Source organism: Burkholderia sp. MSMB1835 (assembly GCF_001526365.1).
In the GTDB taxonomy this organism is placed as follows: Bacteria; Pseudomonadota; Gammaproteobacteria; order Burkholderiales; family Burkholderiaceae; genus Burkholderia.
Genome location: NZ_LOYP01000044.1, coordinates 47,006 through 72,791 on the forward strand (window position 1 = coordinate 47,006; position 25,786 = coordinate 72,791).

Annotated in this window: 23 protein-coding genes; 10 read left to right on the forward strand and 13 right to left on the reverse strand. The window is 67.9% G+C overall.

The window, feature by feature from the left end:
• Nucleotides 1-95 precede the first annotated feature (95 nt).
• Complete coding sequence (gene pdxR, locus WS96_RS19945; RefSeq protein WP_059834798.1) at nt 96-1,604, reverse strand: MocR-like pyridoxine biosynthesis transcription factor PdxR; 1,509 nt, start codon at nt 1,602-1,604, stop codon at nt 96-98.
• A gap of 123 nt (nt 1,605-1,727) precedes the next feature.
• On the opposite strand from pdxR, the gene WS96_RS19950 reads away from it, so the two are divergent.
• Nucleotides 1,728-2,369: an FMN-binding negative transcriptional regulator gene (locus WS96_RS19950; RefSeq protein ID WP_059834800.1), complete on the forward strand. Its 642-nt coding sequence runs from the start codon at nt 1,728-1,730 to the stop codon at nt 2,367-2,369.
• A 20-nt stretch (nt 2,370-2,389) separates the two neighbouring features.
• On the opposite strand, the gene WS96_RS32680 is transcribed toward WS96_RS19950, so the two are convergent.
• The 3 genes from WS96_RS32680 to WS96_RS19955 all read right to left on the reverse strand — a co-directional run bounded on the left by WS96_RS32680 (nt 2,390) and on the right by WS96_RS19955 (nt 3,747).
• On the reverse strand, nt 2,390-2,731 hold the full coding sequence (locus WS96_RS32680; protein WP_257128024.1) for a hypothetical protein: 342 nt from the start codon (nt 2,729-2,731) through the stop codon (nt 2,390-2,392).
• Nucleotides 2,728-2,982: a PAAR domain-containing protein gene (locus tag WS96_RS32685; RefSeq protein ID WP_156443669.1), complete on the reverse strand. Its 255-nt coding sequence runs from the start codon at nt 2,980-2,982 to the stop codon at nt 2,728-2,730. Before WS96_RS32685 ends, WS96_RS32680 begins: the two co-directional genes overlap by 4 nt.
• Nucleotides 2,983-3,174: 192 nt before the next feature.
• On the reverse strand, nt 3,175-3,747 hold the full coding sequence (locus WS96_RS19955; protein WP_059834802.1) for a thioredoxin family protein: 573 nt from the start codon (nt 3,745-3,747) through the stop codon (nt 3,175-3,177).
• Nucleotides 3,748-3,985: 238 nt separating this feature from the next.
• Here WS96_RS19955 and WS96_RS19960 point away from each other — a divergent pair, with 238 nt between their 5' ends.
• Entirely contained in the window at nt 3,986-4,726 is a 741-nt protein-coding gene (locus WS96_RS19960) for a response regulator (protein ID WP_034204138.1), read from the forward strand.
• Entirely contained in the window at nt 4,723-6,045 is a 1,323-nt protein-coding gene (locus tag WS96_RS19965) for an ATP-binding protein (protein ID WP_059823482.1), read from the forward strand. Before WS96_RS19960 ends, WS96_RS19965 begins: the two co-directional genes overlap by 4 nt.
• A gap of 91 nt (nt 6,046-6,136) precedes the next feature.
• Here WS96_RS19965 and WS96_RS19970 read toward each other — a convergent pair whose 3' ends face one another.
• The 3 genes from WS96_RS19970 to WS96_RS19980 form a co-directional block, all read right to left on the reverse strand.
• Nucleotides 6,137-6,871, reverse strand: coding sequence for a metallophosphoesterase family protein (locus tag WS96_RS19970; RefSeq protein ID WP_059834804.1), 735 nt, complete (start codon nt 6,869-6,871; stop codon nt 6,137-6,139).
• A gap of 162 nt (nt 6,872-7,033) precedes the next feature.
• On the reverse strand, nt 7,034-7,570 hold the full coding sequence (locus tag WS96_RS19975) for a GNAT family N-acetyltransferase (RefSeq protein WP_059834806.1): 537 nt from the start codon (nt 7,568-7,570) through the stop codon (nt 7,034-7,036).
• 12 nt (nt 7,571-7,582) lie between these two features.
• A complete protein-coding gene (locus tag WS96_RS19980; protein ID WP_059834808.1) occupies nt 7,583-8,215 on the reverse strand; it encodes a LysE family translocator in 633 nt (210 codons plus the stop codon).
• 303 nt (nt 8,216-8,518) lie between these two features.
• Here WS96_RS19980 and WS96_RS19985 point away from each other — a divergent pair, with 303 nt between their 5' ends.
• The 3 genes from WS96_RS19985 to WS96_RS19995 all read left to right on the forward strand — a co-directional run bounded on the left by WS96_RS19985 (nt 8,519) and on the right by WS96_RS19995 (nt 12,616).
• Nucleotides 8,519-9,712 carry a porin gene (locus tag WS96_RS19985; RefSeq protein WP_059500560.1) on the forward strand — a complete coding sequence of 398 codons (1,194 nt, stop codon included), beginning with the start codon at nt 8,519-8,521 and terminating at the stop codon, nt 9,710-9,712.
• A gap of 102 nt (nt 9,713-9,814) precedes the next feature.
• Entirely contained in the window at nt 9,815-10,246 is a 432-nt protein-coding gene (locus WS96_RS19990) for a GFA family protein (protein ID WP_034204144.1), read from the forward strand.
• A 444-nt stretch (nt 10,247-10,690) separates the two neighbouring features.
• The gene (locus WS96_RS19995) at nt 10,691-12,616 is read left to right on the forward strand and encodes a hypothetical protein (RefSeq protein ID WP_059834810.1); all 1,926 of its coding nucleotides are present in this window, start codon (nt 10,691-10,693) and stop codon (nt 12,614-12,616) included.
• A 209-nt stretch (nt 12,617-12,825) separates the two neighbouring features.
• Here the strand turns inward: WS96_RS19995 and WS96_RS20000 are convergent, their stop codons facing one another.
• Nucleotides 12,826-14,103 carry an MFS transporter gene (locus WS96_RS20000; RefSeq protein WP_059834812.1) on the reverse strand — a complete coding sequence of 426 codons (1,278 nt, stop codon included), beginning with the start codon at nt 14,101-14,103 and terminating at the stop codon, nt 12,826-12,828.
• Between the two features lie 129 nt (nt 14,104-14,232).
• Complete coding sequence (locus tag WS96_RS20005; RefSeq protein WP_059834814.1) at nt 14,233-15,696, reverse strand: mannitol dehydrogenase family protein; 1,464 nt, start codon at nt 15,694-15,696, stop codon at nt 14,233-14,235.
• A gap of 158 nt (nt 15,697-15,854) precedes the next feature.
• Here WS96_RS20005 and WS96_RS20010 point away from each other — a divergent pair, with 158 nt between their 5' ends.
• From WS96_RS20010 to WS96_RS20020, 3 genes are read left to right on the forward strand one after another with little or no spacing between them, the layout of a single operon-like run.
• The gene (locus WS96_RS20010; protein WP_059834819.1) at nt 15,855-16,586 is read left to right on the forward strand and encodes a GntR family transcriptional regulator; all 732 of its coding nucleotides are present in this window, start codon (nt 15,855-15,857) and stop codon (nt 16,584-16,586) included.
• A gap of 21 nt (nt 16,587-16,607) precedes the next feature.
• A complete protein-coding gene (manD, locus tag WS96_RS20015; RefSeq protein ID WP_059834820.1) occupies nt 16,608-17,816 on the forward strand; it encodes a D-mannonate dehydratase ManD in 1,209 nt (402 codons plus the stop codon).
• A 29-nt stretch (nt 17,817-17,845) separates the two neighbouring features.
• The gene (locus WS96_RS20020; RefSeq protein WP_059834859.1) at nt 17,846-18,877 is read left to right on the forward strand and encodes a Zn-dependent oxidoreductase; all 1,032 of its coding nucleotides are present in this window, start codon (nt 17,846-17,848) and stop codon (nt 18,875-18,877) included.
• A 36-nt stretch (nt 18,878-18,913) separates the two neighbouring features.
• Here the strand turns inward: WS96_RS20020 and WS96_RS20025 are convergent, their stop codons facing one another.
• Entirely contained in the window at nt 18,914-21,100 is a 2,187-nt protein-coding gene (locus WS96_RS20025) for a TonB-dependent siderophore receptor (RefSeq protein ID WP_059834821.1), read from the reverse strand.
• 423 nt (nt 21,101-21,523) lie between these two features.
• On the opposite strand from WS96_RS20025, the gene WS96_RS20030 reads away from it, so the two are divergent.
• Entirely contained in the window at nt 21,524-21,970 is a 447-nt protein-coding gene (locus WS96_RS20030; protein WP_059834822.1) for a hypothetical protein, read from the forward strand.
• A gap of 21 nt (nt 21,971-21,991) precedes the next feature.
• Here the strand turns inward: WS96_RS20030 and WS96_RS20035 are convergent, their stop codons facing one another.
• The 3 genes from WS96_RS20035 to WS96_RS20045 all read right to left on the reverse strand — a co-directional run bounded on the left by WS96_RS20035 (nt 21,992) and on the right by WS96_RS20045 (nt 25,748).
• Entirely contained in the window at nt 21,992-23,083 is a 1,092-nt protein-coding gene (locus WS96_RS20035; protein ID WP_059834828.1) for a porin, read from the reverse strand.
• 103 nt (nt 23,084-23,186) lie between these two features.
• Nucleotides 23,187-24,530, reverse strand: a complete 1,344-nt coding sequence (locus WS96_RS20040; RefSeq protein WP_059834830.1) for an MFS transporter — start codon at nt 24,528-24,530, stop codon at nt 23,187-23,189.
• Between the two features lie 156 nt (nt 24,531-24,686).
• Nucleotides 24,687-25,748 (reverse strand): aromatic ring-hydroxylating dioxygenase subunit alpha, encoded by a 1,062-nt coding sequence (locus tag WS96_RS20045; RefSeq protein WP_059834832.1) that lies wholly within the window; start codon nt 25,746-25,748, stop codon nt 24,687-24,689.
• Nucleotides 25,749-25,786: the final 38 nt, after the last annotated feature.

Below are 25,786 nucleotides of genomic sequence, written 5' to 3' on the forward strand. Positions count from 1 at the left end.
GATCCTAGCAAACGGAACCCGCGCGCCGGCCGCCGAAACGGCCGTTTGCTTGCAGGATTTACAGACGATTACGTTTGTTGCCCGGCGCCAACCTTTTATCGCGCGCGGGGCCGCGATTCCACCGACGAAACCACGTCCGCGAGCCGCTGCGCGGCCGCTTCCATCTGCGCGCGGCCGAATCCGCCGAAGCCGAGCACGAGCCCGGGGCGCGCCGTGCCCGGCGCGAACATCGGCGACACCGCACGCACCGCGACGCCGGCCCGGGCGGCGCGCGCGACCACGTCGAGATCGTCGATGCCCGCCGCGAGCCACAGCACGACGTGCATCCCCTGGTCGCCCGGCTGTACCCACGCGCGCTCGCGCGGCAGCCGCGCGCCGAGCGTGTCGATCAGCAGCGCGCGCTGTTCCGCATAGACGCCGCGCACGCGGCGGATGTGGCGATCGAGATGGCCTTCGGCGATGAACGCGGCGAGCACGTGCTGGTCGGCGGTCGGCGCGTGGCGGTCCATCAGCGCGCGCGCGCCGCAGAACGCGGGCACGAGATCGTCGGGTGCGATCACGTAGCCGAGCCGCAGCGACGGAAACAGGATCTTGCTGAAGGTGCCGAGATAGATCACGCGGTCGGGCGCGAGGCCCTGCAGCGACGGAAACGGATAGCCTTCGTAGCGCAATTCGCTGTCGTAGTCGTCTTCGACGATCCATGCGCGGTGCGCGCCCGCCCACGCGAGCAGCGCATTGCGCCGCGCCATGCTCAGCGGCATGCCGAGCGGGTACTGGTGCGACGGCGTGACGAACGCGGCGCGCGCATCGGGCGCGAGACGCACGCCGGCGTCGACGTCGAGGCCGTCGGCGTCGACCGGCACGCGCACCATCGCGTCGCGCCGCCCGGTGCTTTCGAGCAGCGCGGTGATGCCGCGATAGGCCGGATTCTCGACCCACGCACGATCGTTCTCGCCGAGCAGCACCTGGCTCGCGAGATGCAGCCCCTGCTGCGTGCCGCTCGTGATCACGACCTGGCCGGCATCGCAGCGCACCGAGCGCGACCGGCGCACGTAGTCGGCGATCGCCTCGCGCAGCGGCAGCGCGCCTTGCGGATCGGCATAGCCGGACGGCGCGCCGGCGCCGCGGGCGCGCAGGCGATTGCCGAGCCGGCGCCAGATGTCGTCGGGCGCGGTGAGGCCGAGCGGCACCGAGATCGCGAACGGCATGGCCGGCAGCGGACTGAATTCGTGGGCGAGCCGCGCGAAGGCGGCGGCAGGCTCGGGCAGGCCGTCGCGCTCCGGGCGCCGACGCCGGGCAGGCGGCTCGGGCTCGGTGTCGGGCGCAGGCTCCGCGAGCGCGTTCGCGACCCGCGTGCCCGCGCCGCCGCGCGATTCGAGAAAGCCTTCGGCGACGAGCTGCGCATACGCGTCGACGACGGTGCCGCGCGCCACCTGCAGCGACGCGGCCAGCAGCCGCGTGGAAGGCAGCGCGTCGCCGGGCCGGACGTCGCCGCGGCGCACGGCGTCGCGCAGCGCCTGCGCGAGCTGGCGGCTCAGGTCGCCGGCTGCGCGGTCGAGCGCGCCGAGCGACGGGATTTCGACGATCCGGGCCGTTCTTGCCATGATTCTGGTCTGCTGAAATTGTTTCAAACCGGCTCTACAGGATAAACCAGTTTGCAGCCACAATCGAACCATGACGGGCCAGCCCCCGCGCCATTTCCCACCCCGTACGACCGTGGAGCCGACATGTACATCCCAGCCGATTACAACGAACCCAACCCCGACGCGCTGCGCGAGCTGATCGTGCAGCATCCGTTCGGCAGCCTGATCACGCACGGCAGGAACGGGCTCGACGCGATCCATATTCCGTTCGTGCTGATGCCCGACGACGACGGCGGGCTCGGCGAACTGCACGCACACGTCGCGCGTGCGAATCCGATCTGGCAGGACGTCGCGGACGGCGACGAGGTGCTCGCGATCTTCCGTGCCGGCGACGCATACATCTCGCCGGGCTGGTATCCGAGCAAGCAGGCGACGCACCGGGAGGTGCCGACGTGGAACTACCGGGTCGTGCATGCGCACGGCCGCATCACGGCGCGCGACGACGAGAAGTTCGTGCGCGGCGTGGTCGCGCGGCTGACGCGGACGCACGAAGCGTCGCAGCCGGTGCCGTGGAAAATGGGCGACGCGCCGCAGGACTTCATGGACGAGATGCTGCAATCGATCGTCGGGCTGCAGATCAGGATCACGCAGCTCATCGGCAAGCGCAAGCTCGGGCAGAACAAGCCCGTGGCCGATATTCGCGGCGCGGGCGAAGCGCTGGTCGCGAACGGCAATCTCGCGATCGGGGAGGCGATGCTGGCGGAGGCCGACTACAAGAACGAATAACTGGGCGGCCGTCGCCGACATCAGATATGCAGTATGCGTACGCTCAGGAATGTCAAAAGCCAATGTATTGAGACGGCGATTGCAAAATATCCGAAGATGACTTCCGGGCGACGGCGGCGAGCGAACAGGCCGAAACCCAATGCTGCAAAGATGGCGGGTGGTCCGAACACATGGATAAACAGCAACAGAGTCGAATGAAAGGTAGGGGCGCATGCGTCAACACCACCACCGCATTCGCCAGGGCGAGGGGCACAAAATCGTGCAAAACTGGCGCATATGCGCGCGTCTATCGTCGCCCATACAACGACGCTGATAAAGCCCGAGATAGCGAAAGCGATTGCGGCGAGTAAGCGTCGCATCATTTGGTTTTCCAAAGATGGACCTGTTTAGCGTTGCGGAGGTCGTTATCCAGCGCGACCTCTCCCCGAAACATGATCCGGTACGGGCCGCCGGCTTTTGCAATGGTGCCGACGTTTTGGCACACGGTACAGAACGCGTTACCCCCGATCAGGGCGGCTTGATGCCCGTGTACAAGAAACGGCGGACCGTCGTATGCGTTAACCGTCCCACCGCTTGAAAGACTATCGCCCACGACTGCAATTCTTCTTTTCATTGATCGGCCCTCTCGGAAAGCCGTCATCGTAGTTGCTTCGTGCGATAGCGCATCTCGATATTGATAGGGTTCCTTGAACCACGCACGTTTAAAGCGGTGATTGTGATGAGGAAACACACACGCTGCGAGTCATGCATCCCACGTGCGTGTGTTTGATGTTTCCGAATCAGTTTCCCTGCGGCTGCATACCATCTATTGCTGTCGTGCTCGACCTTCTCCCGCCTGCGCCAACGCCCCCCGAATCGCAGCCTCCGTCTTGTCGTACCCGCCTTCGCCATAACGCGTATAGACGATCTTGCCGTTCGCATCGATCAGGTACAGCGCGGGCCAGTACTGGTTGCCGTACGCGCGCCACGTGTCGTAGCGGTTGTCCTGCGCGACCGGATACCGGATGTCGAAGCGCCTGATCGCATCGGCGACGTTCTTCGCGTCGCGCTCGAACGGATATTCGGGCGTATGCACGCCGACCACGACGAGCCCCTGGTCGCGATACTTCCGATACCAGTCGTTCACGTACGGGATCGTATGAATGCAGTTGATGCACGAATACGTCCAGAAATCGACGAGCACGACCTTGCCGCGCAACTGGTCGAGCGTCAGCGGCGGGCTGTTGTGCCAGCGGTCGATGCCGGTGAAACCGGGCGCCGTCGCGCCGGCCGGCGACGCCTGCATGCCCGCGTCGTCGCGGGTGCCGGCGAAGGCGGCGAGCCCGGCCGTGGCGGCGAGGGCGATGACGAGGGCGGCGGTCTTGAGTCGGGGCAGCATGGCGTTCTCCTGATCTTTGGGGGCCGCGGCGCGATGGCGGCGGCCGGGACGGGTTTCGACAGGCCCCATTAGGCGGCGCCGACGTATCTGCGATGTGTCCGGCCGGCCGCGCGTGTGCAATGTTGTGTGTCGTCGCGGCGGCGCGATACATTGGGATACAAACGCGTGGCCGCCGTGCGGTATAAAAGCGGACATCGCCCGCCCGAACGAACCCCGACACCGATACCGACAACGACTCATGGACAAGATCGACCACGTGCTGATCGTCGACGACGATCGCGCGATCCGCGAACTGATCGCGGACTACCTGGAGAAGAACGGCATGCGCGTGTCGCTGGCCGCGAACGGCCGCGAGATGCGCAACGTGCTGGACGACGGCGCGCCCGACCTGATCGTGCTCGACCTGATGCTGCCCGGCGAGGACGGCCTGACGCTGTGCCGCGACCTGCGCGCCGGCAAGTTCCGCACGGTGCCGGTGCTGATGCTGACCGCACGCGGCGAGGAAACCGACCGCATTATCGGCCTCGAGATGGGCGCCGACGATTACCTGGCCAAGCCGTTCGCGGTGCGCGAGCTGCTCGCGCGGATCCGCTCGGTGCTGCGCCGCGCGCGCATGCTGCCGCCCGGCATGCAGGTGACGGAAACGGCCGCGCTGCTCGCGTTCGGCGAATGGCAGCTCGACACGACCGGGCGCCACCTGCTCGACGCCGACGGCACGCTGGTCGCGCTGAGCGGCGCCGAATACCGGCTGCTGCGCGTGTTTCTCGACAATCCGCAGCGCGTGCTGACGCGCGACCAGTTGCTCAACCTCACGCAAGGGCGCCAGTCCGATCCGTTCGACCGCTCGATCGACCTGCTCGTGAGCCGGCTGCGCCAGCGCCTGCGCGACGGCGCGCGCGAACCGCGCTACATCAAGACGCTGCGCAACGAGGGCTACGTGTTCTCGTCGGCCGTGACCGCCGTCGGCGGTACGCCGTGAGCGCGCGCATGTCGTGGCGCTGGCCGCGCTCGCTGTTCGCGCGGCTCGCGCTGATCCTGTGCGTGGGCCTCGCGCTCGCGCAGACGCTGTCGTTCTGGCTCACCGTGACCGAGCGGGACCAGGCGACCACCAACCTGATGATGGGCTACATCGAGCGCGAGGTCGCCAGCTCGGTCGCGCTGCTCGACCATCTGCCGCCGGCCGAGCGGGCTGCGTGGTTGCCGCGTCTCGCGCGGCGCAGCTATGCGTTCATCCTCGGGCCGGGCCAGACCGGCACGCCGCCGGAGGCGCGGCTGTCGGCGCGCGTCGAGCGCTCGATTTCGGACGGCATCGGCGGCGACTACCCGCTGACCGCGAATTCGATCCCCGGCGACCGCGAACATCTGCAGGTCCATCTGCGGCTGACCGACGGGTCGCCGCTGACGATCGACATCCATCCGATGTCGACGGTGCCGCTGTCGGGCTGGCTGCCGGCCGTGCTCGTGGTGCAGCTCGCGGTGCTGGCCGCGTGCTGCTGGCTCGCGGTGCGGCTCGCGACGCGGCCGCTCAAGCAGCTCGCGCAGGCCGCCGACGCGCTCGGCCCCGATCTGAAAGGCGAGCGGCTGAGCGAAGAAGGGCCGTCGGAAGTCGCGCGCGCCGCGCGGGCCTTCAACGCGATGCAGGACCGCATCGCGCAGTACATGGCCGAGCGCATGCAGATCCTCGCGTCGATCTCGCACGATCTGCAGACACCGATCACGCGGATGCGGCTGCGCGTCGACGTGATGGACGACGACACGCAGGGCGCCAAGCTGCGCCAGGACCTGCTGGAGATGGAGCATCTGGTGAAGGAGGGCGTCGCGTACGCGCGAACGCTGCACGGTACCGAGGAAGCCGCGCGCCGCATCGATCTCGACGCGCTGCTCGACAGCATCGTGTACGACTACACGGATGCGGGGCAGGACGTCGCGCTGCACAGCCGCGCGCCGCTCGCGCTCGTCACGCGGCCGAAGGCGCTGCGCCGCATCGTCGGCAACCTGGTCGACAACGCGCTGAAATTCGCGGGCGCGGCCGAGATCGACGTGCAGGCGGCGCCGGACGGCGGCGCGGTGATCGCGGTGCTCGACCGCGGGCCCGGCATTCCGGACGATCAGCTCGACGCGGTGTTCGAGCCGTTCCGGCGCGTGGAGACCTCGCGCAATCGCGATACGGGCGGCACGGGGCTCGGCCTCGCGATCGCGCGGCAACTCGCGCTTGCGATGGGCGGCACGCTCACGCTGAACAACCGGCCCGACGGCGGCGGGCTCGAAGCGAGGCTGACGCTGAGGAACGCGGGGTGACGCGACACGGCGCGCGAGCGTCGCGGTTTCGGTCGCGGTCCCGCGCCGACGCGTGCGATGTGTGCGACGTCGTACGCGTTGCGGATGCGCGTCAGCAGCGGCCGGTGCGCAGCGCGACGGTCCAGTCGTCGCGGCCGCGCGAAGCCGCGATGGCCGCGGCCGTGTGCCAGTCGTATTCGACCGCATGGAATTCGACGGTCCAGCCGGCCGCCGTGCGCGACACCATCGCGTAACGCGCATGGGGCGAGCCGGTCTCGATCCGGTGCGGATGCGGCAGGTCGTCCGCGTACGCCTGCAGCCCGACGCTGCCCGGATTGACGATCAGCCGGCCGTCGTCGAGCTTCGCGGTACGCGGCACGTGCGTGTGGCCGCACAGGATCAGCGAGGCCGCCGCGTCGCCCGCGCGTTCCGCGATCTCGTCGCGCGTGGCCGCGCGGCAGCCGTCGGGCGTGACCGTTTCGAGGAAATAGACGAGATCGCTGGCCGGCGTGCCGTGCACCATCAGCACGTCGCCGTCGAGCATCAGGCGTTCGGGCAGCGCGGCGATCCAGTCGAGCTGGTCGGCGCGCAGCGTGTCGTGCGCCCAGCGATCGGACAACCGCATCGCGTCGCGATCCAGGGTGAGCAACTGCCGTTCGTGGTTGCCCTTGACGGTCGGCAGGCCGAGCGCGATCAGGCGGTCGGCCGTCTCGGCCGGATGGAGCGCGCCCGACACGATGTCGCCGAGATTGACGATCACGTCGGCGCCGCGGCGGCGGACGTCGTCGAGCACCGCGTCGAGCGCGGCGAGATTGCCGTGGATGTCGGACAGCGCGGCGATTTTCATGGCGGGGCGTCGATGGGGGGAGCGGCGATTGTCGCGCAATTCGGCGCGGGTCGTCCAATCGCGTCACGGCGTCACGGCGTCACGGCGTCACGGCGTCACGGCGTCACGGCGTCACGGCGTCACGGCGTCACGGCGTCGGCGCGCGAGGCCGCGGGCGGCGCGTCAGTCGGTGGCGAGCCGTGCGTACATCGCGAAATCGCCCGGCGTGCCGCGCACCATCTTGTAGGCGCGCAGCAGCCCTTCGTAGCGGTAGCCGCACTTCTGCAGCACGCGCGCGGAGCCGGCGTTGCCGGTCAGCACGACGGCCTGCATGCGGATGAAGCCGCCGTGCGCGAACGCCCACGCGGTGACGGCTTCGCATACCGCGCTCGCGATGCCGCGCCCCCAGTGCGTCGGCGCGAGGTCGTACGCGATTTCCGCCGAGCGGTTCGCGGTGGACACCGTATGCAGCCCGATCGTCCCGGCGAGCGCGCCCGACGCCGTGTCGACGATCGCGAGACGCCGGACCGAATCCGGATCGGCCGATTCGATGCCGTCGAACAGCGGCAGCAGATCGTCGGGCGAGCGCAGGTTCCAGCTCGTGTGGCGGACGACGTCGGGATTCGACAGATACGCGTACCACGCGCCGAGGTCCGCGCGTTCGAGTTGCCGAAGCGACAGGCCGGGGAATCCGCTGCGGGGCGGTGCGGCGATTTTCATCGAACCGGGCGCCTACGCGGCATGGCGTCGGTACAGCGCGAGCGACCCGGCGAGCGCGAGCAGCATCGCGCCGCACGTACGTTCGAGCCACAGCGCGCCCGAGCGCTTCAGCAGCCGCACCGCGCGTGCGCCGAGCAGCGCGTAGCCGAACATCACGACGCCGTCGAGCAGCGCGAACGTGACCGCGAGCGCGACGTATTGCGGCGCGAGCGGCGCCTGCGGATCGAGGAACTGCGGCAGGAACGCGGAGAAGAACAGATAGCCCTTCGGGTTCGTCACCGCGGTCAGGAAGCTTTTCGCGAAGATCGACGCGTGGTGTCCGGTGGCCGTGCCGCCTTGCGCGGCCGCCACGTCGAGCGATCCCTTCGACATCAGCAGCCGGATGCCGACATAGGCGAGGTAGGCGGCGCCGAGCCATTTCACGACCGAGAACCAGAACGCCGACGCCATCAGCAGCGCGCCGAGGCCGAGCGCGACCGCGACGATCAGCACGCAGTCCGACAGCATCGCGCCCGCGAAACCGTAGGCCGCGCGGCGCACGCCGTAGCGCGAGCCGTTGGTCAGCGCGAGCAGCACGGTCGGGCCGGGTGTCGCGATGCCGACGAACGCGACGGCGGCGAAGATCAGCAGGGTCGTGTCATGCATGAAGAAGCTCCCGATGGAAGGCGCGCAGCCGATTATCGTGCGCGTCGCCCGTGCTGTACAGGCGCGATGACCGCGCGTCCGGCCGTGCATCCGACTATCTCAATTTTGGCAAGAAACTGTTGTCATTATTCCGCTGTGGAACGGAACCGGTTCCAACTACCATACCGGCCGCAGCGGGCATGCCCGCCGCTTCGTCGCGCGCGAACGTCGCCGGCCTCGCACCGCCGGCGGATGTCGGCGCCCGCGCGCCACTCGCCACAGCCAGCCAGAACAACGGGTTCACCGCCCGGAGACATGAAAACCATGAACAAGCAACTGATCGCAGCCCCGCTGCTGCTCTCGCTCGCGGGTATCGCCGCCGCGCAAAGCTCCGTCACGCTGTACGGCATCGTCGACGCGGGCGTGACCTATCGCAGCAACGAACGCGTCGGCTCCGCGGGCGCGTACACCGGGCATTCGAGCGTCGGGCTCACGACCGGCAACCTGTCCGGCAGCCGCTGGGGCATCAAGGGTTCGGAGGATCTCGGCGGCGGGATGCGCGCGCTGTTCGTCCTCGAGAACGGCTTCGACATCACCAACGGCACGTCGGGCCAGGGCGGCCGTCAGTTCGGCCGGCAGGCGTTCGTCGGCGTCGGCAGCGACCGCTACGGCACGATCACGCTCGGCCGCCAGTACACGTCGCTCGACGATTTCGTGAGCCCGGTCGGCCCGTCGTCGTTCATCGGCGGCTTCGGCGCGCACCCGGGCGACATCGACGATCTCGACCAGACCGCGCGCGTCGACAGCGCGATCAAGTACACGAGCGCGAACTACTCGGGCTTCACGTTCGGCGCGCTGTACGGCTTCGGCGGCCAGCCGGGCAGCATGAAGCAGCGCAACACGTGGAGCGTCGGCGCCGCGTACGCGGCCGGCCCGCTGCGCGTGGGCGTCGGCTACGAGCGCTCGGACAACAGCAAGACGGGCGCGACCGATCCGACGGCGGGCAAGTGGCAGAGCACCGACGACGGCCTGTTCAATTCGTCGATCAACGAAGGCTACGCGAGCGCGCAGTCGCAGCAGGTGATCGCGACGGGGGCGACGTACGACTTCGGCCCGGCCGTCGTCGGCGTGAACTACAGCAACGTGCAGTACCGCGGCGGCGCGCAGTCGCTGTTCAGCGGCCACGCGACCTTCAACGTCGCGGGCGTGTTCACGCGCTGGAACGTGCAGCCGCAGACGCAGCTATTCGCCGGCTACAGCTACACGCGCGGCAGCGACGTCGACGGCATCGACAACCGCGCGCAGTATCACAACGTCACGCTCGGCGCCGTCTACGACCTGTCGAAGCGCACCAGCGTGTACCTGCTCGGCGCGTATCAGCATGCGTCCGGCACAACGCTCGACGCGCTCGGCCGGCCGGTGGCCGCGACCGCGTCGGTGTCGGACAAGGCGAACGGCCATTCGTCCGATTCGCGGTCGCAGGCAATCGTGAGCCTGGGGCTGCGCCAGAAGTTCTGACGCAGCGATCGTTGCGCATGCAACGGGGCCCGCTGCCGCTACGCGGCGGGCCCCGTCGTGTGCAGGCGCCTATACTGTCGCCTCCCTTTTCGAGGAGACGACATGACCCGAACGTTTTCCGCGCGCTGCCTGTGCGGCGCCGTGACCGTCACGCTGTGCGGCGAGCCGGCGGCGCGTGCGAATTGCCATTGCGCGACCTGCCGCGATTTCTATGGCACGCCGATGCTGTCCGCAACCGCATGGCCGCCGGAGCAGGTGACGATCGACGGCGGCCACGCGACGTTCCCGCATCCGTCGAAGTCGATGTCGCGCGCGTGGTGCGCGTCGTGCGGCGAGATCGTGTTCGGGACGAACCGGCTCGGCATGCGCGTCGTGCCGAACAGCCTGAGTGCGCGTGCGCATGGCGGGCAATTGCCCGGCGACCTGCAGCCGACGATGCACCTGTTCTACCGGCAACGCGTGATCGACGTCGTCGATGCCCTGCCGAAATACGTCGACGGCTGGGACGGCCCGACGTTCGACCCGACGAACTGAACGATCGGCGCCGCGTGCCGGTACGGCCGGCGCGCTTTTTTCCGCCGCATTTTCCTTTTCCATCCGCTTTCCCTACGGTGCGCGAACTCGCAAAAAGCGGATCGCGCCGGATCAATATTTTTTCTCTTTCATTTAAATTTCGATTTGTAATAATCGGAACGACTTCCGGCGAATGAAAAGGAATGCGGTCATGTCAGAAAAAATGACGTGCCTGCATTCGGAGACCCGGAAGAAAATGCCGGGGAATGCGCCGAAACCGCGCGGCTGGCAGGCCGTCGCGGCGAGGGTTCGCAGATTTTGCGATCGTTGACGAAAAAGCGCCGGACGGCAAAAGGCGCGGAGTGAATAATTCGGGGTAACGGCGAATGCGCATTGCCGGAATCACCAATATTTCATGCGCCGCGATTTACAGTGTCGACCATTGTTCGTCTGGGAGCATTATTCATGTCAATGAAACGAATCCGCGCGGTATTGCTGGGAATGTGCATGGCGATGCTGGCGCCGGCAAGCCATGCGCAGGCGCAATACACGACCGACTGGCTCGCGAACACGTACGGCACGCTGGCGTCGCACGTCGGCAACGGCGCGCGCTCGATGTGGGTCGCGCCCGAAGGCGTGATCTACACGGCGTCGCGCTGGGACGAGAACGCGGGCGGCGTCGCGATCTACCAGAACGGCCAGCCGCTCGGCACGATCGGCATCCACGACGAATTCCAGGGCGGCGCGATCACCGGCAACTCGACGTCGCTGTTCGTCGCGCTCGGCTACAACCGCACGTTCGGCAGCGGCTCGGTGGGCCGCTACAACCGGAGCACGAACCAGCGCGACCTGCGCATTCCGGTCAGCACGTGGACGGGCATCCAGTATGCGGACGTGATCACGGGCCTCGCGACGGGCGGCAACCTGCTGTACGTGAGCGACTTCTACGGCAACCGCGTGCGCGTCTATACGACCGACGGCGTGTGGCAGCGCGACATCGGCGTCACGGGCCCCGGCGCGCTGGCGCTCGATGCGGCCGGCAACCTGTGGGTCGCGCGCAAGAGCGCGGGCGTCGTCGCGCAATTCAGCGCGACCGGCGCGGCGATGAACACGCTGCAGATGGCGGCCGGCGCGCGGCCGGCGTCGCTGTACTTCGATGCGTCGATGGGCCGGTTGATGGTGGGCGACGAAGGGCCCGACATGAACATCAAGGTGTATGGCGGGCTGCCCGGGATGCCGGTGCAGATCGGCACGTTCGGCGTGCAGGGCGGCTATCTCGACACGACGACGGGCATCAAGGGGCAGGTCGGCGACAAGCGCTTCACGCGCGTCGCGGCGCTCGGCAAGGATGCCGCCGGCAACCTGTACGTGTTGAACAACGCATGGGGCGGCGGCTGGGATCTCGGCCGCAACGGCAGCACCGATCTGCATGCATACAGCCCGATCGGCACGCTGCAATGGAAACTGCAGGCGCTGAACTTCGAGGGCATCGCCGCGCCCGACCCCGCGACCGACGGCACGTTGTTCTTCAGCGGCAACAACGTCTATACGGGCACCGCGGGCGGCACGTTCGTCGCGAACACGGTCGATCCGTTCACCTATCCGAAGGACCCGCGCCTCGACATGAACGACTATCAGCGCGGCCAGCACTTCGGCCAGCTCGTGACGGTCGGCGGCAACCGGATCCTCGTCGCGTCGGGCCAGAACCCGGGCAACTTCAACTTCTATTACTTCAACCCCGCGAGCGGCTATATCGCGATTCCGGCCGGCTCGCTGCCCGGCAAGCCGTTCAACACGACGCTGCAGGTGACGGCCGGTTTCGACATCGACGGCAACGGCGACGTGTGGGCCGGACTGAACGGCTCCAACGTGATCACGCGCTACCCGATGACCGGCTTCGACGCGACCGGCAAGCCGTCATGGGGCAAGCCGGTGACGACGGCCGTGCCGAGCAGCGTGGCGCCCGTGACGCGCATCATCTACCAGGCCGACAGCGACACGATGATCCTCGCGCAGGGCCTTGCGGGCAACTGGGACTGGACCGCGATGAACGGGCACATCGAGGTCTATCGCGGCTGGAAGAACGGCAACACGAGCACGCCGAACCCGGTGATCAACCTGACGAGCGCGAACCCCAAATCGATCGCGGCGGCCGGCCACTACCTGTTCGTCGGCTATGTGCACACGGTGCCGAACATCGACGTATTCGACCTGAACACCGGCGCGCTCGTCACGACGCTGACGAACTCGAACGCGGCGGCAATGGACGTCGGCAACGACGTCGACTCGATGTACGGGGTGCGCGCGTATCTGCGCTCGACCGGCGAATACGTGATCACGAAGGACAACTACAACGGCTCGAGCATCGTCGTGTATCGCTGGCGCCCGTGAGCGCGCCGACCGCACCGGCAGCGCGTCACGGCGCGCCGAGCATGCGGCCGTTCATGCTGCGCTCGTACATCGAGCCGGGCGACTCGTGGAACTTCGCGCGCGCATCCCGCACGGAGCCCGTGAAGCGCGGATCCCGCGGACGTTCATGACGGTGCCGGCCGCGACGCCGGCAAGGGCGGCGTCGCGCGGCACGCCGCCGCTTCGCGACGTCAGTGCGCGGTGTGTTCGCGCAGGACTTCCGACGGCCGCGCGTTGCGCACGAACACGCCGGCCAATACCGCGCCCGCGAGTGCGATCCCGCCGGCCAGCACGAACGCGGACGCGAACGAGCCGCTGCGTTCGACGATAAGGCCGGTGACGGCCGGGCCGATCACGCCCGACAGGCTGCCCATGCAATGCAGAAAGCCGCTGACGCCGCCGACGCGGGCCGGATGCACGACGTCCTGTACGATCGCCCAGTAGATCGCACCCGTCACGTACAGGAAGAACAGCGACACGGACATCAGCGCGACCGCGCCTTGCGTTGACTGCACGGCGCCGGCTACCGCCACGCATGCGCCGGCGCCGAGCAGGCAGGTCACGAGCACGATCCGGCGCGACAGCAGCAGGTTGCCGGTGAGCCGGTAGAGCGCATCCGAGATCGCGCCGCCGCACGCGAGGCCGATCGTGCCGACGAGCCAGGGCACGACGGTGGCGACGCTCATTTCCTTGATGTTCAGATGGTGTGCGCGCACGAGGTAGCTCGGGAACCAGCTCAGGAAGAAGAACAGCACGTAGTTGTAGCTGAAGAACGCGGCGGCGGTCGCGAGGATGCGCGGCTGGCGCACATAGTGCGACAGCGTATGCGCGGGCGTCGCCGCGCCGGCGGCCGCGGGTGCGTCGGTCGGCGCGCCCGCGCCCGGTGCGTCGTTGACCGGCGTCGCCGGACGGTCGGACGTCGACATCATCCAGACGACGACCCACGCGAGCCCGATCGCGCAGACAATCCAGAATGCCGGCCGCCAGCCGAACTGCGCGGCCAGCAGGCCGACGATCGGCCCTGCGATCGCGCCGCCGAGCGGCGAGCCGGCGCTCAGCAGGCCCATCGCGGTCGCGGCGGCGTCGCGCGGCAGCCAGTTGTTGACCATCTTGTTCGCGGCCGAGCACAGCGGCCCTTCGGCCATGCCGAACAGCAGCCGCACGATCAGCAGACTCACGAAGCCGACGGTGAGCGCGGTCATCCCGCAGAACACCGACCATAGCCCGACCGACAGCACGTACACGAGCTTCGGCCCGAGCCGGTCGGACGCGAGCCCGCCGATGAAATTGAACAGCGCGTAGCCGATGAAGAACGTGCTGAACACGAGGCCCATCTGCGCGGCGTCGATGCCGAGATCGGTCTGCACGATCGGGGCGACGATCGACAGCGCGACGCGGTCGAGGTAGTTGATTCCGTACACCAGGAACAGCAGGAACACCGTGAACCACGCCTGCGACTTCTGCTTCATGTCCGTCTCCTTCGTGCCGGTGGGCCGGCCGTCATGTCTTGTCGATCGATCGCCGCGTCGGCGCGGACCTCGGCGGGCAGGGGTATTGCGCGGTTCGTGCCGGTTGCGGCGAACCGGGTGGGCGGTCGTTCAGCGCGCGTGCAACGGCGCGAGCAAAGCGTCGGTGCCGTGCGCGCGCAGCGTCGCCAGATGCGCGCCGATGCGCGCGATCAACGCGTCCGGCCATGGGGTCGAACCGGCGAGCGCGGGGCTGCCGAGGGCGGCCCGAACCGCGCCGGTTGCATCGCCGGACGCCGACAGCGTCGCGCCGAGCGCGGCCGCGCCCGGATCGCTGACCGTCAGTGGCCGGCCCGATTCGTCGTGCGCGGTGGCGAGGTAGTGCAGCCAGAGCGCCAGCGCACGCTCCAGATACGGACGTTCGATGTCGGCCGCCGCGCTTTCGCCGAGCGCCGGCAGCCAGCGCAGCGGCACCTTCTGCGTGCCGTCCATCGCGATCTGTTCGGTGCGATGCGCGAGCGTCGGATTCCGGAAGCGCTGCACGAGCGTCGCGCAATAGCCGTGCGCGTCATAACCGGACGGCACGTCGACGGTTGCGAGCAGGTCGCGCGTCATCACGCCGTCGACGAGCGCCGCGATCGCCGGATCGGCCATCGCATCGGACACGGTCGCGCGCCCGCGCAGTTGCGCCGCATACGCGATGGCCGAATGCGAGCCGTTCAACAGCCGCAGCTTCATCGTTTCGTACGGCCGCACGTCGGCGACGACGTACGCGCCGGCGTCTTCCCAGCGCGGGCGCGGGCCGGCGAAACGATCCTCGATCACCCATTGCGAGAACGGCTCGCAGACGATCGCGGCCGCGTCGCGCGCACCGAGATGCGCGTGCGCCCAGTCGAGCGATTCGGACGTCGCGGCCGGCACGATCCGGTCGACCATGCTGTTCGGGAACGCGACGTCGTCGCGGATGCGCCGCGCGAGCGCGCCGTCGATGCGCTCCGCGTAGTCGATCAGCAGCGCGCGCAGCGTGTCGCCGTTCGACGTCATGTTGTCGCAGCAAACGATGGTGAGCGGCGCGTTCGCCGGCCGCACGCGCAGGCCGGCCGCGATCACGCCGAGCGCGGTGCGCGGCGCGCCGGGCGTCGCGAGATCCTGCCGGATGGCCGGATCGTCGGCGTCGAGTCCGCCGCCGGGGCGGCGGCAATAGCCTTTCTCGGTCACGGTCAGGCTGACGATCGACACGGCCGGATCGGCGATCAGCGCCAGCAGCGCAGGCAGCGATTCGGGCGCGAACAGCGCGCCGTGCACGGCGCCGACGATGCGCGTGCGCACGCCGCCGCCATCGCGCTCGGTCACGGTGTACAGGTGATCCTGCGCGGCGAGCAGGTCGACGGTATGACGCCGCCGTAGTTCGACGCCCACGATGCCCCAGCGGAGATCGCCCTGTTCGAGCACCGTTTCCGTATGGAGTGCCTGATGCGCGCGATGGAACGCGCCGAGGCCGAGATGGACGATCCCCGTGCGGACCGCCTGTCGGTCATAACGGGGGCGGCGCGTGTCGGGCGGCGCGGTGCGCACGAAATCGGGAGCAGGAGGCATGGTGGTCGGTGACGTTTTCTACCATGGTAGATGACTGGATGCGTGCAGGTTATTTCGACTTTTACGAGGAAGTTATCGGTGTAAACGCTAGATCGCGAGAATTTCATGACATCTGTACCATGGTAGTTATCGATATCAAGTCGGATCAATCGGCCACCATGAGCGAAACGGCAGCACTGGAAGAAGAGGACGTCGTCGTCACGGCGTTGCAAGGGTTCTCGCTGGACGAGAGCCGGTCGTACACGGAGCAGGTGCACGCGCTGCTGCGCCACGCGATCGTGCGCGGCGCGCTGCCGCCACGCACCGCGCTGTCGGAGGCCGTGATCTCCACGACGATCAAGGTCAGCCGCACGCCGGTGCGCGAAGCGTTCGCGCAGCTTGCCGACGAGCGGCTCGTGCAGATCTACCGGAAGGTCGGCACGCTGGTTGCGCCGATTCCGGTGTCGATCCTCGAGGAAGGGCGGTTCGCGCGCAGCACGCTCGAATGCGCGAACCACGTCGAACTTGCGCAGAAGATCACGCCGGAGCAGCTCGCGGAGCTGTCGCGGATCATCGACGCGCAGTGTGCGGCCGTGGCCGCGCACGATGTCGAAGCGTTCTTCGATCTCGACGAGGCGATGCACGGCCGGATGTTCGCGTTCGCGGGCCGGCCGCACGTATGGGAAATGCTGCAGCCGATGAAGCGCCAGTTCGACCGCGTGCGCTGGCTGCTGCTCGACCGCGTCGAGGATCATGCGCGCCGCGCGTTGCAGGAGCACGAACAGCTCCTCGCGCACATCGCGTCGCGCAACATGGCGCTCCTCGGCGCGGCGGTCGCGACGCACGTCGACCGGATCGGCTCGCATCTGCCCGAAGTGCGCAGCCGCGCGCCTCATTACTTTGTCGACTGAACCGCCTGCCGGAGGAGCGCAGTGAAAATCGAACGCTTGCAGACCATCGTCACGTGTCCGGGCCGGAACTTCGTGACGGTGAAGATTGTGACCGACGAAGGCCTCTACGGCCTGGGCGACGCGACGCTCAACGGGCGCGAGCTCGCGGTGCGCGCGTATCTGGAAGACCACGTGTTCCCATGCCTCGTCGGCCGCGACCCGCGCAACATCGAGGACATCTGGCAATACCTGTATCGCGGCGCGTACTGGCGGCGCGGGCCCGTGACGATGACGGCGATCGCCGCGATCGACATGGCGCTGTGGGACATCCTGGGCAAGCTCGCCGGCATGCCCGTCTACCAGCTGCTCGGCGGCAAGAGCCGCGACGGGCTGATGGTATACGGCCACGCGACCGGGCGCGATCACGAGGAAGCGGTCGACGCGGTGCGTGCGCATATCGAGGCTGGCTTTCGCGCGATTCGCGTGCAGTCGGGCGTGCCGGGGCTCGACAAGGTGTACGGCGTCGGCAAGACGGCGGGCGCGTACGAGCCCGCCGAGAAGGGGCTGCCGCCCGAGGAGCCGTGGGACACTGCGCTCTACCTGCGCCACACGCCGGAACTGTTCCGCAAGGTGCGCGAAGCGGTCGGCGACGCGCCGCACCTGCTGCACGACGCGCATCATCGGCTCACGCCGATCGAGGCCGCGCGGCTCGGCCGCGATCTCGAACCGCATCGGCTGTTCTGGCTCGAGGATGCGACGCCCGCGGAGAACCAGGACGCGTTCCGCCTGATTCGCCAGCACACGACGACGCCGCTCGCGGTCGGCGAGGTATTCAACTCGATCTGGGATTGCAAGGATTTGATCCGCGACCAGTTGATCGACTACATCCGCGCGACGATCGTGCATGCGGGGGGCATCACGCACGTGCGGCGCATTGCCGACTACGCGGCGATGTACCAGGTGCGCACGGGCTTTCACGGCGCGACCGACCTGTCGCCTGTCTGCATGGCGGCGGCGGTGAACTTCGGTCTGTGGGCGCCGAACTTCGGCATCCAGGAGCTGATGCCGCACAGCGCGCTGACCGACGAAGTGTTTCCGCACAGCTACCGCTTCGAGGACGGCTATCTCGTGATGGACGACGTGCCGGGTCTCGGCGTCGACATCGACGAGGCCCTGGCCGCGAAATATCCGTACGAGCGCGCGTACCTGCCGGTCGCCCGGCTGCGCGACGGTTCGATGTGGAACTGGTGAGCGACGAAGATCCGAAGGAGAGAACCGAAATGTTGAGCGTCGTTGTCGATCGTCCGAACAGCATGAGCGTGCGCGAGGTGTCGCTGCCCGCGCCCGCCGCCGGCGAAGTGCGCGTGAAGGTCCGCTATGCGGGCATCTGCGGGTCGGACCTGCATATCTTTCACGGCAAGAACCCGTTCGTGTCGTACCCGCGCATCATCGGCCACGAATTCGTCGGGACGATCGAGTCGGTCGGCGCGGGCGTCGACGCCGCGCGGCTCGGCGAGACCGTCGCGGTCGATCCGGTGATCAGCTGCGGGCATTGTCACGCGTGCACGATCGGCCGCCGCAACGTGTGCCGGCACCTCACCGTGCTCGGTGTGCATCGCGACGGCGGCTTCAGCGAATACACGTGCGTGCCGGCCGGCAACGCGTACCGGATTCCGGACGAGATTGCCGATACGTGTGCGGCGATCGTCGAGCCGTTCGCGGTGGCCGCGAATGCGACGTCGCGCACCGGCGTGCTGCCGGGCGATGTCGCGTTGATCTACGGCGCCGGCACCGTCGGGCTGACGATCCTGCAGGTGCTCAAGCACGTGTACGGCATTCGCGCGTTCATCACCGACCGGCTCGACGCGCGGCTGCAGCTCGCGCGCAAGTGCGGCGCGGCGGAGGACGAGATCATCAACACGAGCGTCGAGTCGTTGCCCGATGCACTGGAAAAGCGCGGCGTCGACGGCGGCCCGACGCTGATCTTCGATGCGGTCTGCCATCCGTCGATCCTCGAGGAGGCCGTGAAGATCGCCGCGCCGGCCGGCCGGATCGGCGTGCTCGGGTTTTGGTCGGAGCCGTCGGCGATCGTGCAGGCGGAGCTGACGAAGAAGGAACTGACGCTCGCCGCGTCGCGGCTCAACTGCGCGATGTTCCCGCAGGTGATCGACTGGATCGGTCGAGGACTGATCCAGCCCGAGCACATCGTCACGCACAAGGTGAGCTTTCGCGACGTCAAGCAGGCGTTCGAGATGGCCGAGCGCCATCCCGCGGAAAGCTGCAAGATCCTGCTCGACTTCGCGGGCGGTTGATGCCGGTTCGTGTCGCCGGCCGGAGCCCGTCGCGCGTCAGAACGATACCGTCGTCGTCAGCGTGACGAGCCGCGGCTCGCCGACCGCGACGATCAGGTTGCTGTTGCTCGACGGATAGTAGGTCTTGTCGAGCAGGTTCTTCACGTTGAGCTGGATGCGCGTCGGGAACTTGCCGATCGTCGTTTCATAGGCCGCGAACGCATCGACGGTCACGTAGCCGGGCAGCGTGAAACTGTTCGCGGTGTCGCCGGGCCGTGCGCCGACGAGCCGCGCGCCGCCGCCGAAGCGCCAGCGCCCCGGGAGGTTCGCGATCGCCGTGTCGTACACCGCGAACAGGCTGCCGGTGTGGCGCGCGACGTTGACGAGCGGCGTGTTGCTGTCACGGTCGTTCGCGTTCGTGTACGCATAGCTGCCGATCAGGCTCAGGTGCCGCGTGAGCTGCCCCGCAACGTCGAGTTCGATGCCGCGCGAGCGCGCGGTGCCGATCGTCGACGTGATGTCGTTGACCGTGACCGCGACGTTGCGCTTGTCGATCTGATAGGCCGCGAGCGTGCCGGTGATGCCCGGCTTCAGGCTGAATTTCAGGCCGGTTTCCAGCACGCGGCCGTATTCCGGCGCGAGCGGCGCCGCGACGTTCGACGCGACGTTCGGCTTGAACGAGCGGCTCACGTTCGCGTACGCGGTCAGCGCCGGCGTGAGCGCATACGCGAGCCCGAACTGCGGCAGCCACACGTTGCCGTGCGAGCGGTCGGCGAACACGAACGGCCGCCCCATTCCCGATTCCTGCTGCCAGTCCTCCCAGCGCAGCCCGCCGACCGCAGTGAGCCGGTCGGTGATCTTCACCGAGTCCTGCACGATCATCGAGTACGTGTGGACCTTCGAGAGCGAATCGCTCTGCTTCGCGCTCACCGTGCCGCCGGGCGCGAGCAGGCCGTAGACGGGATCGTAGAGATCGAAGCCCGTCGTCGCCTTGCCGCGGATCGTGTCGCCGCGGAAGCTGCGCTGCCGTTCGTATTCGCCGCCGACGTAGATCGCGTGGTGCATCCCCGCGAGCGTCAGGTTGCCGAGCAGGCCGAGCGTCGCGATCTGGTCGGAATCGTTGCGTCCGAGGTTCGCATCGGACGAGCGCGTCAGCGCGCCGGTCCTGCTGTTGAACGCGGTGGCGCGCGTGATGAACTGGTCGTAACGGTCGCGGCCCCAGCCGTAGGTCGCGCGCACGCGCCATGCATCGGAGAAACGGTGCTCGATGCGCGTACGCAGCGTTTCCTGGATGCCGCTGCTTTGCGACCACGCCTCCTCGTAGCGGCGATAGCGCAGCGCATCGTCGAGCTGGCCGTTCACGAGCACGGTGCCGCGGTCGAACGGCGTCGTGTAGTCGACGTACTGGTAGCTGACGTCGATCGACGTGTTCGCGTCGTGCCACGACAGCGCGGGCGCGATCAGCGCATTGCGTTCGCGGCCGAAGCTGCGCCAGTAGCGGCTCGTGTCGTATTCGCCGGTGAGCCGGAACGCGAGCGTGCCGCCCGCGACCTGGCCCGGCTTGCCGAGCGGGCCGGTCAGATCGAACTGCGCGCTGCTGCCGCCGTGGCTCGTGCGCGAGGCCGAGATCGAGCCGCCGAACGTGTCCTCCGGCTTGCGCGTGACGAGGTTGATCACGCCGCCCGGGTCCTGCATCCCGTAAAGCAGCGAAGCCGGGCCCTTCAGCACTTCGACGCGGTCGATCGTCGCGAGGTAGCTGTGCAGCACCGGCGTGCGCACGCCGTCGACCAGCACCGAGCCGTCGTTGTTCGATCCGAAGCCGCGCTTGATGAACGCGTCGCGCGTGCCGCCGAGCGTGTTCGTCTGCGTGACGCCGCTGATGTTGCCGAGCACGTCGTCGAGCGAGCGCGCCTGCTGATCCTGCATCACGCTGCTGCTGACCACCGCGACCGATTGCGGAATTTCCTTGAGCGGGCGATCGTCGCCGCCGGCGATGCTGCTCGTGCGCGGCTGGTAGCCGACGGTCGGATCGACTACTGACGATGCGCTGACGCTGATCGTCGGCAGTTCGCGTTCGGGGCGCGCGGGCGTCGACGAGTGCGAGGACGTGGCTGCCGAAGCCGTGGCGGCAGGTTCGGCATCCGCATGCGCGCCGCTTGCGACGCAAAGCGTGATCAGGGCAGGCAGGCTCGCGCGCCACGGACGAAGCGTCCGGGCGCGGTGGGGCGTTCGGCGGGATGGCATGAGTCGATGAATGGGCGGAGTGCTAAGGACGATGACGCGGACCGCGGCGCCTTTACTGTGTCGCGCGGAGGATGCGCATGATATACGTAATGAGAATCATTTGCAATTGTAAAGAGGCCGATTCGGACCGGGCATCGCGATTGCCGGGCCGCTGGCCGTCTGCTACCGTAGCGCCCAAAAACAGACGCAGTGAAATTCAACGAGAGCCGGGGGCCGCACCATGTCATCTTCCTGTCACGTCGCGTGCCGCGCGACGTCGCGCACCGCAGTCGACCATGCGGGTGCTGAAGTGATCGCAGCCGTGTTCCACGATTCGAACGATTGACGCAACGGCCGCAGATCATTCTCGGGTGTTTCGCCGGGCAGCCGGCGAAGCGCCGCGATCGATTACTTCAACCACCACGCTTGACGGGAGACCACCCAATGAAAAAGAGTTCCGCGTCGTTCATGACGGCCGCGCTGGCTGCCTGCGCGATGCTGGCGGGCGTTCACCAGAGCGGCTACGCCGCGCCGGCCGCCGAGCCCGCGATCGACGCGCACTACGCCACCGTAATCGAGGCCTACACGCAGGACATGGCCGCCGCGAAGACGAAATACGACGGCAGGCGCCTCACGTTCGTCGGCGCCGTGATCCGGATGGGCAGCGATCCAGATGGCACGTACTTCGGTGCGTTGACGGCCGACGGCGAGCAGTTCGACACGCATTTCGACGCGGCTGATCAGGCCGCGTTGAAACCGAAATTCCCGGGCGGCGAGATCAAGCCGTTCACGGCGTCCGCGAATTTCCGCTTCAGCTGCGTGAACGAAGGTTATATCGACGCGCCGGTGCTGCCCGGGCTGAAGCTGTCGCATTGCCGGCTCGCCGATTGATCGAGGTGCGGTGTCCGGCGTTCAGAACTTCTGCTGGATGCCGGCCATCACGCCGAGCTGATTCATCCCGGTGCCGACCGTCCCGCCGGCGGCGACCGCGTTCGCGGCCAGCGCGCTGTTGAACATGTAGCCCACCGACGTATAGACGGTCGTCCGCTTCGACAGGAAATAGTTCGCGCGCCCGACGACCAGCGTCGCGTTCGTGCCTTCCTTGTTTTCGCGGCGTTGCAGGTAGCGCACGCCCTGCAGGTCGAGCGCGAGGTAGGGCGTCGCGTAGTACGTGCCGCCCGCGAACACGATGTCGGCCTGCAGGTGCTCGGCCGCCGCGAGGTTGCGGCGGATCCACCCGGCGCCGAGTTTCGCGGGGCCGATCTTCACGTAGCCCGCGACGATGTCGCGCGTGTCGGTGTAGGCCGGATTGTTCAGCGGCGCGAGCGCGCCGCCGCCGCCGCGCATCACGTCGTGCGACGCGGCCAGCCCGAAATTGCTCGCGTCATACGCGAGCATCGCCGTGTATTGACGGCACGCGACGATGTCGCCGGGTACCTGTCCGGCGCAGCCCGTCGCCGACGGCCCCGCCGGCCCGGCCGCGTCGCGGCCGAAGCTGTAGGTCGCGCCGAGCGTCACGCCGTGGAACGTGCCCTTGTAGCCGATCGCATTGTCGCTGCGCGCGTTCGGCAGATACGAGTCGAAATCCGCCATCGAATGAATCGACGGGCCGATCACGTCGGCATTGGTCAGCACGATCATCGACATGTTCATCTGACGGCCGAGGGTCAGTGCGCCGAACGGGCTGTTCACGCCCACGTTGGCCTGCCGCCCGAACAGGCGCCCGCCGTAGTTCAGCGCGCCGGTGCCGGGCTGGAAGCCGTTTTCGAGCACGAAGAAGGCCTGGTAGCCGCCGCCGAGATCCTCCGTGCCTCTCAGGCCCCAGCGTGACGGCACCTCACCGGTCAGCGTCGGCATCCCGGTGAACGATCCTCCGCGCGCGGCGTTGTTGTAGTAGGACACGCCGGTATCGATGATCCCGTACAGCGTGACGCTGCTTTGCGCACAGGCCGGTCCGGCCAGCGCCATCGCCGTCGCGAGTGCGACGCCCAGTTTCGTTTTCATGGCTGTCTCCAAACAGTATGTAGATATACTTATCGATTTTTTTTATTGCCCCGGACATGCCCGGGATGCCGACGGGTATCGGCAGGACTGCGGGTGTCGCGTGTTACGAGATCGCCGGATCGCGTTGCCGGTGCGGCGCCGCGACACGCGCGCCCGCCACGGCGACGGCGATCGCCGCGCCGGCCATCGGCACGAGGAACGCGAAATAGAGATGGGGCACGGACCAGCCGTCGTCCAGCAGCGCACCGACCGTCATGGGCGACAGGATCGCGCCGAGGCGGCCGATGCCGACCGCGAGACCGATGCCGGTCGTGCGGATCTCGGCGGGATACGGCGTCGGCGACAACGCGTACATGCCGGCCACGCACGCGTTGATCACGGCGCCGAGGAACACCGCGACGATCATCCCGGTGCCGAGCGAGCCGGTGTTCGCGCCGAACGCGACCATCAGTGCGCCGCCCAGCAACAGCGTCGCGCCCAGCAGGCTGCGCAGGCCGAACCGGGTCGACAGCAGGCTGAACAGCGACGCGCCCGCGATGCCGCCGAGGTTGAGCAGCACGCCGCCGGTCACACCCTGCGAGGCCGACAGGCCGGCCTGGACCAGCAGCTTCGGCGTCCAGCTCACGACGAAATAGAAGCTGCCCATCACGAGGAAGAATGCGAGCCACAGCGCGATCGTGCGACGCGTGAGCGGCGCGCGCAGCACGGCCGTCCAGCTCGACGCGGGGCTCGTTGTGTCGATCGATGCGCTCGCGGCCGGCAGCGCGTCGATCGGCGCGCGCTTCATTCTGGCGAGGATGCGGTTGATCTTCTGCAGCGCGTCGTCCGGACGCCGCGCCAGCAGGAAGTCTAGCGATTCCGGCAACAGCGCGAGCACCATCGGGATCGCCATCAAGGTCAGGATGCCGCCGAACGCGAACACGCTGCGCCATCCCCATACCGACAGCAGATAACCGGCGATGACGCCGCCCGCGGTGGCGCCGATCGCGTAGCCGGTCGACTGCATGCCGATCGCGGCGCTGCGCCATTTGTTCGATGCGTACTCGCCGCTGATGACGGTCAGGCTTGCGAGCATCCCGCCGATGCCGAGCCCCGTATAGGCACGCGCGACGGCGAGTTGCAACGTGCTGTGCGTGGCCGCACAGGCCAGCATGCCGGTCGAGATCACCGCGAGGCAGAGCAGGATGATGCGGCGGCGGCCGACGCGGTCGGCCAGCGGGGCGATCAGTACCGAGCCGATCCCCATGCCGGCCAGCCCGGCGCTCAGCAGCAGGCCGATTTCCTTGCCGCTCAGTTTCCACTCGGCCGCCAGGTGCGGTGCGGCAAACGCGATGGCCAGCACGTCGAAGCCGTCGAGCATGTTCAGCACGACGCAGGCCGTGACCGCCATCGTCTGGAACGCGCTCATCGGGGACGCGTCGATCGTATTGTGGATATTGTCGCTCACGTCAAAGATCCTTCATAAAAATAGTATGACTAATCGAATGGGATGAAATCGAAGCCGGCAGCGGCGAACGGGACGAAAGCGAATGCGTGGGTTGATGGCCAACTCGGGGAACGCCCATCGCGGCCGGCTCGCGTCGTTCGCGCGCCGGCGCGAGGGTTACGCGGGGTCGGGCTGCAGCAGCAGCCGCTCGATCACGCGCCGCGCGCGATTGGGGCCTGCGTCGACATGAATGTCGATCTGGCGGCCGTCCGGAAACCGCAACTGATTGCGGTATTGCGCTTCGATCACGGTCTTGTCTTCGTCGAACGTCGCCGCGGATTGCTCGACGACCGTTCGCGCGATGCGTTCGACGTCGTGTTGCGGATTGGTCGCGACGGTCCAGAAGTAGTGCGTCGTCGTTTCCGACTCGGGCGTGATGCCGTGGAAGCCGCGCATGTGAAAGCCGCCGCGCGCCGGGTCGTGAAGGTCGCCGGTGCCGGCGTCCATCGCGCCGGTCCAGATCCGGATATGCGACACGTGGAACTCGATTTCCTGCCAGCGGTCGACGCGGCCCGCGAACGGCCACGCGGCCGTGTAGGTCGGCGGCGGTTCGGACTTCGGCATCCGGCGGACCAGCGTCACCGTGTCGCCGTCGCTGCTGACGCGGGTTTCCGCGCCCATATGCAGCGGCGCGTTACCGCCGATCGTTTTCAGATGAACGTAGCCGAGGTGGCTCAGGTCCATCAGGTTGTCGTGAATCAGCTGATACGGCGCGTCGTAATGGTAGTGGCCGCCGCCGAACCGGTATTGCGGGTCCGTGTGGAACGCATAGCGCGGCGGCGCGCAGGTCGGTTGGGCGTGCGCGTCGGCGCCTATCCAGATCCATATGATCGCGTCCTGCTCCTGCACCGGATACGACGCCACGCACGCCTTCGCCGGAATGCGTTCCTGGCCGGGAATCTCCACGCAGGTGCCGCCGCGGTCGAACAGCAGCCCGTGATAGCCGCAGCGCAGGCCGCGCGCTTCGAGCGAGCCGCACGACAGCGGCAGCGACTTGTGGCAGCAGCGATCCTCCAGCGCACCGACTTCCCCGGACGGCAACCGGAACAGCACGACCGGACGGCCGAGCAGCGTGCGGGCGACGGGGCGGTCCGTCAGTTCGGATGACAGCGCGGCGACCCACCAGCGGTCGACCGGGAATTGAGCAGTACTGATGGGTGCTTGGGCAGGTCGTTCCATTGATCGTCTCCAGTATCGTGGTTGGCCGCCGCGTATCG